Origin of the sequence: Kribbella caucasensis, from assembly GCF_004361855.1 — a bacterium.
Classification (GTDB): Bacteria; Actinomycetota; Actinomycetes; order Propionibacteriales; family Kribbellaceae; genus Kribbella; species Kribbella caucasensis.
Window position 1 is genome coordinate 126,821 of sequence record NZ_SNWQ01000012.1, and the last position, 6,126, is coordinate 132,946.

The following is a 6,126-nucleotide window of genomic DNA, read 5'->3' on the forward strand; positions in this document are numbered from 1 at the left end:
GCCCTAGGGTTGTCGCATGAGTGAGGCGGGGCTTAGGCAGGCACAGGAGAAGATGCGCGCGGCGGGGGCTGCTGATGTCGCGATCAAGGTCTTCTCGCACTACTACCGGTTGCTCGAGTCGGGCCAGCAGGGCACCATCCGCGAGGCCGACATCGAGCCGGTGGGGGATCTACCCCACCTGGAGCATCTCGACACCGATCCCGACGCGATGCGCGCGGCGCTGGCCGAGACCGCGGTGATCAAGCTCAACGGCGGCCTCGGCACGTCGATGGGCGTCACCGGGCCGAAGTCCGCGCTGCCGGTCAAGGACGGGCTGACGTTCCTGGACATCATCGCGCGGCAGATCCTCAGCACCCGGAAGGCATACGACGTCCCGTTGCCGCTGGTGCTGATGAACTCGTTCCGCACCAAGGAGGAGTCGCTCGCGGTGCTGCGCGAGTACGCCGACCTCGGTGTCGACGGGCTGCCACTGGACTTCCTGCAGAACATGGAGCCCAAGCTGCTCGCCGACGGCCTGACCCCGGCGGAGTGGCCGGCCGATCCCGAGCTGGCCTGGTGCCCGCCGGGTCACGGTGACCTCTTCACCGCCCTGGTCGCGTCCGGCACGCTCGACGCGCTCCGCGAGCGCGGATTCCGGCACGCGTTCATCTCCAACGCGGACAACCTCGGCGCCACCCCGGACGGCCGGATCGCCGCCTGGATGGCCGAGCACGACGTCCCGTTCGGGATGGAGGTCTGCCGCCGGACCAGGTCGGATCGCAAGGGCGGCCACGTCGCGGTCCGCCGCTCCGACGGCCGGCTGATCCTGCGGGACAGCGCCCAGGTGCACGCCGACGACGCCGACGCGTTCCAGGACATCACCCGGCACAGGACGTTCAACACCAACAACCTGTGGATCGACCTGGACCGGCTGGCCGAGATGATGGCCGGTCACGACGGCATCCTCGGATTGCCGATCATCGTGAACCGCAAGACCGTCGACCCGGCCGACCCGAGTTCGCCGAAGGTGATCCAGCTGGAGACCGGGATGGGTACGGCGATCGAGACGTTCGAGGGGTCCCAGGCGGTGATCGTCGACCGCAGCCGGTTCAAGCCGGTGAAGACGACGAACGACCTGCTGGTGCTGCGCTCCGACGTGTATGAGCTGGACGACGACGGCGATCTGACCACCACGCACGAGGGTGACGAGCCGTACGTGGATCTGGACCCGGAGTACTTCAGGATCCTGGCCGACTTCGAGGCACGGTTCCCGGTCGGGCCGCCGTCGCTGGTCCGGGCCGATCGGCTCGCGGTCCGCGGTGACGTTGCCTTTGGCAAGGACGTGGTGGTGCTCGGGGACGTCGAGGTGGTCGCGCCGGCCGGTGAGCACCTGCAGATCTCGGACGGGACCACACTGGGCTCCGCCGTTGGATGACCTGCTGATCCGGCCGATGGAGCCGTCCGACACCGACGAGGCGGCCCTGGTCTGGTGGAAGGCGCGGCACGCCGACGGTGCCCAGTTGCCGCCGGCGATTCACACCTCGGAAGAGGTCCGGATCTGGTTCGCCGACGTGCTGCTGCCGGACGGGGAGACCTGGATCGCGCTCGACGACGGCCGGATCGTCGCCGTGCTCACGCTCGACGGTGACGACCTGGACCAGCTGTACGTCGACCCGGACGTCGCGGGCCAGGGGATCGGCTCGGCCCTGGTCGACCTGGCCAAGGACCTGCGGCCCGGTGGACTCGCGCTGTGGACGTTCCAGTCCAACCTCCGGGCTCAGGAGTTCTACCGTCGGCACGGCTTCACCGAAGTACGCCGTACCGACGGCTCCGCGAACGAGGAGCGCGCCCCGGACGTCCGGATGGTCTGGGGAGCCCACCCAGAGCGACTAGAGTCAACTGGGTGAAACGCAGTGTTGACGAGCATTTGGAAGTGGTCCTGGGGCGGGTGACGGGGTTGCCGCCGTTCGAGCAGCCGTTGATGGAGGCGCTCGGGCTGGTGCTCTGTGAGGACGTGGTTTCGCCGGTGAGTCTGCCGGGGTTCGACAACTCGGCGATGGACGGTTACGCGGTGCAGGCCGGTGACCTGGCTGGTGCGACCCAGGACGAGCCCGTGACGTTGCCCGTGGTCGGCGAGATCGCGGCCGGGCGGAGCGAGCCGATCGTGGTGACGCCGGGGACGTGTGTCCGGATCATGACGGGCGCGCCGATGCCCCGTGGCGCCGACAGCGTCGTACCGGTTGAGTGGACGGACGGTGGGACGGTCCAGGTACGGATCGCGCAGCAGCCTGCACTTGGTGCGTCCGTACGGCGGGCCGGGGAGGACGTGCAGGCGGGGGACAAGGTGCTCGACTCGGGGACCGTACTGGGCCCGCGCCAGATCGCCGTGCTCGCTGCGGTCGGGCGGACCCGCGTCGCAGTGCGCCCACGGCCCCGGGTGGTCGTGGTGTCGACCGGCGCCGAACTGCGCGAACCAGGGACGCGACTGGGCGACGGGCAGATCTACGACTCGAACAGCTACACCCTGGCGGCAGCGGCGCGGCAGGCCGGTGCGGTCGTGTACCGGGTCGGCATCGTCGAGGACGACCCGAAACGGATCATGGACACGCTGTCGGACCAGCTTGTCCGCGCCGACCTGGTGATCACCTCCGGTGGGGTGAGCAAGGGCGCGTACGACGTGGTCAAGGAGGTGCTGACCAAGCTCGGTACGGTCGACTTCCCCGAGGTCGCGATGCAGCCGGGCAAACCGCAGGGGTTCGGCGTGATGGGTGACGACCAGGTGCCGATCTTCACGCTGCCGGGCAACCCGGTTTCGGCGTACGTGTCGTTCGAGGTGTTCGTCCGGCCGTCGCTGCGCAAGTTGATGGGTTCGATGCCGTACCGCCGCCAGCCGGTGCACGGGGTGTCGCTGGACGGGTTCACCTCGCCGGCCGGGAAGCGGCAGTTCGTCCGCGCCGCGGCCAGTGCGGGCGACGAGGGGTGGATGGCCAGTACAGTCGGCGGCCACGGCTCACACCTGCTCGGCGGGCTGAGCCGGTCGAACGCGCTGATCGTGGTGCCCGAGGACGTCACCTCCGTCCGGGCCGGCGAACAGGTGGAGCTCTGGCTGCTGGACGAGGAGACCGGATGAGCGAGGCTGGGCCTGGTGGGCTGACCCACGTCGACAAGACTGGTGCCGCGCGGATGGTCGACGTGTCGGCGAAGCCTGAGTCCGCCCGGCAGGCTGTTGCCTCGGGCAAGGTGTTCGTGTCGGCCGAGGTGATCGGGGCGCTCCGCGGTGAGGGAGTGCCGAAGGGCGACGCGCTCGGGGTGGCCCGGATCGCCGGGATCATGGGCGCCAAGCGGACCCCGGACCTGGTTCCGCTGTGTCACCCGATCGCGCTGACCGGGGTCAAGGTCAACCTGGAGGTCGCCGACGACGCGGTACTGATCGAGGCCGTCGTGAAGACCACCGACCGCACCGGCGTCGAGATGGAGGCGCTGACCGCCGTGGCCGTTGCGGGGCTCGCCGTGATCGACATGGTGAAGGCGATCGACCCGGCGGCCGTGCTGTCCGACGTGCGGGTGGAGACGAAGGACGGCGGCAAGACCGGTCACTGGGAGCGCCCGTGAGAGCCCTGGTCATCAGTGTCTCGAACCGGGCGGCCGCGGGGATCTACTCCGACACGACCGGACCGCTGATCGCGGACCGCTTGACCGAGTGGGGTTTCGAAACCGACGGGCCGCAGGTCGTGGCCGACGGTGCACCGGTGGGGGAGGCGTTGCTCGCGGCGGTCGGGGCGTCGTACGACGTGGTCGTCACGACCGGTGGTACCGGGATCTCGCCAACAGACCAGACACCCGAGCGGACCGCCGAGGTGATCGAGAAGGAGATCCCCGGGATCGCGGAGGCCATCCGGGCGTACGGGATCGCGCAGGGGGTGCCTACTGCCGCATTGTCCCGCGGTACTGCGGGAGTGGCGGGCAAGACGGTGATCGTGAACCTCCCTGGTTCGCGTGGTGGCGTCAAGGACGGCCTGGTCGTACTCGAACCGCTCCTGCGTCACGCGGTGGACCAGGTCGGCGGCGGTGACCACCCCCGGACGGATCAGGGCTGATGGCAACCATCCACTGGCCCGTCGAACTCCGGCACGGGCAGGTCGCTCTCCGGCCCCTCCGTGCGGGTGACGGTGCCGAGTGGAGTGCGGCCCGGCAGCGCAACGTCAGTTGGCTACGGCCGTGGGACGCCACGCAACCACCGGGTGCCGAGGACGGTGCCCGCACGTTCCGGGCGATGGCGCGCGACTGGAACCGGCAGGCGCGGTACGGGCGGATGCTGCCCTTCGTCATCACGTACGGCGGTGCTGCGGCCCCTGGTGCACGGGCCAAGTGGCCGCTGGTCGGGCAGTTGACGGTGTCGGGGATCACGTACGGGTCGGCGCGATGGGCGAACCTCGGCTACTGGGTCGACGAGCAGTACGCGGGTCGCGGGATCGTGCCGACGGCAGTGGCGCTGGCCGCGGACCACTGCTGGTTCGCACTCGGTCTGCATCGGCTCGAGGTCGCGATCCGGCCGGAGAACAAGGCGAGTCTGCGGGTGGTGGAGAAGCTCGGGTTCCGGTACGAAGGTGAGCGGCCGCGGTTCCTGCACATCGACGGTGATTGGCGCGACCATCGGATCTTCGCCCTCAACGTCGAGGAAGTCGGGCCGGGCCTCGTCGCGCGATTGAAGTGATCACGGAGCGTGGCTATTCACATCAGTCACACAAGTCTTCTTGCGACACACCGTCTCATGTACCCCAAGTGAACCGCTCCGGGTCTTAGCGTCGTCGCATGGGGACGACAGGGCTGATCTATGTGGCGATCGTCGCCGCGTGGGCCGCTTACCTCGTCCCGATGCTTTTGAAGCGCAACGACGAGGCCAGCCGGCGCCGCTCGGCGGAGAAGTACTCGTCGTCGGCCGCGCGCGTCCTGTCCCGTGCCGACGGCTCCCGGGCCCGGTACGTCGTCCGCGCGGCCGGCGCTGCTTCCGGTGCTGGTGGTTCGGCTGGCGGTGCCTCGGGTGCCGGTGGTGCTTCGGGTGCTGGTGGTGCTTCGGGTGGCGGGGGTGCTTCCGGTGCGGCGGATGCCAAGCCGCCGCCGTCGCGGTACGTCCCGAACAGAGCCCGCCGGGTGGCCGCGATGCGCCGTCGGCGGGTGCTGTCGATCCTGACCCTTTCGCTGCTGTCCGTCGTCGCACTGGCCGGGCTGGAGATCCTGCTCTGGTGGAGCGTCGCGATCCCGGCCGGGCTGATCGTCATCTTCGTCGTCCTGACTCGGATCCAGCTTCGCCGGCAGGCCCGCGACCGCGCTGCCCTGGCCGCCGAACGACGCGCCCGCACCGAAGCCCGGCACGACCGGGGCCCATCCGCCGCGCCGTCCTCCCCGGACAACGAGCTGACCGTCGAGGTCAAGCTCCCGACCGCTGCCGCCGAGTCTGCCGCCGAAACCAAGCCGGCTGCCCCGACCTCGTCGGAAGCGCTGTGGGACCCGGTACCGGTCACGCTGCCGACGTACGTGCTCAAGGAGAAGGCCCCCGACCGGACCGTCCGCACGATCAACCTCTCCGGCCCCGAGGTCTTCTCCTCCGCCCGCCTCCCCGAGCCCGACGCCGACACAGCACCCCCCGCCGCACCAGAGGCCCCCGAAGCCCCCGCCGAACCCGAAATCCGCCGCGCAGTAGGCGACTGACCGGCACCCCGCCGGCCTGCCGCTGTGGGTCGAATCCAATTTCAGCCAGCGACCGCTCGCGTGTTAGAGTTTCGCGGTCGCAAGGCACTACCGCGGCAACCTGGGGCTGTGGCGCAGTTGGTAGCGCGCTTCGTTCGCAACGAAGAGGCCAGGGGTTCGAATCCCCTCAGCTCCACGAAGGCGATGGGCGAGGTGTGCCTGCTGAAAGCGCAGGCGGCCTCGCCTTCGTCGTTTGTGCGGCTGCGCTTCGCTTGCCGCGAGCGGGGGCTCCGCCACCCGCACCCCCCTTGGGCCTTCGCTTCGCTCGGCTTCTGTGGCTGGGTTCGGCGGTTCGCTCACCTGGGGGCCTTCGCTTCGCTCGGCTTCTGTGGCTGGGTTCGGCGGTTCGCTCACCTGGGGGCCTTCGCTTCGCTCGGCTTCTGTGGCTGGGTTCGGCGG

At 69.8% G+C, this 6,126-nt stretch carries 7 protein-coding genes and 1 tRNA gene; all 8 read left to right on the forward strand.

Annotation, left to right across the window (positions count from 1 at the left end):
• Nucleotides 1-16: 16 nt before the first annotated feature.
• The 8 genes from EV643_RS24235 (at nt 17) to EV643_RS24275 (ending at nt 5,863) form a co-directional block, all read left to right on the forward strand.
• Entirely contained in the window at nt 17-1,414 is a 1,398-nt protein-coding gene (locus tag EV643_RS24235) for a UTP--glucose-1-phosphate uridylyltransferase (protein WP_133802424.1), read from the forward strand.
• Nucleotides 1,407-1,886: a GNAT family N-acetyltransferase gene (locus tag EV643_RS24240; RefSeq protein ID WP_133802425.1), complete on the forward strand. Its 480-nt coding sequence runs from the start codon at nt 1,407-1,409 to the stop codon at nt 1,884-1,886. Before EV643_RS24235 ends, EV643_RS24240 begins: the two co-directional genes overlap by 8 nt.
• A complete protein-coding gene (gene glp / locus EV643_RS24245; protein WP_133802426.1) occupies nt 1,883-3,109 on the forward strand; it encodes a molybdotransferase-like divisome protein Glp in 1,227 nt (408 codons plus the stop codon). The genes EV643_RS24240 and glp overlap by 4 nt, the downstream gene beginning before the upstream one ends.
• Complete coding sequence (gene moaC, locus EV643_RS24250) at nt 3,106-3,591, forward strand: cyclic pyranopterin monophosphate synthase MoaC (protein ID WP_133802427.1); 486 nt, start codon at nt 3,106-3,108, stop codon at nt 3,589-3,591. Before glp ends, moaC begins: the two co-directional genes overlap by 4 nt.
• Entirely contained in the window at nt 3,588-4,076 is a 489-nt protein-coding gene (locus EV643_RS24255; RefSeq protein WP_133802428.1) for a MogA/MoaB family molybdenum cofactor biosynthesis protein, read from the forward strand. Before moaC ends, EV643_RS24255 begins: the two co-directional genes overlap by 4 nt.
• The gene (locus EV643_RS24260; protein ID WP_133802429.1) at nt 4,076-4,693 is read left to right on the forward strand and encodes a GNAT family N-acetyltransferase; all 618 of its coding nucleotides are present in this window, start codon (nt 4,076-4,078) and stop codon (nt 4,691-4,693) included. The genes EV643_RS24255 and EV643_RS24260 overlap by 1 nt, the downstream gene beginning before the upstream one ends.
• 98 nt (nt 4,694-4,791) lie before the next feature.
• On the forward strand, nt 4,792-5,688 hold the full coding sequence (gene sepX / locus EV643_RS44255) for a divisome protein SepX/GlpR (protein WP_166665549.1): 897 nt from the start codon (nt 4,792-4,794) through the stop codon (nt 5,686-5,688).
• Between the two features lie 102 nt (nt 5,689-5,790).
• Nucleotides 5,791-5,863, forward strand: a tRNA-Ala gene (locus tag EV643_RS24275).
• The last annotated feature ends 263 nt before the right edge of the window (nt 5,864-6,126 follow it).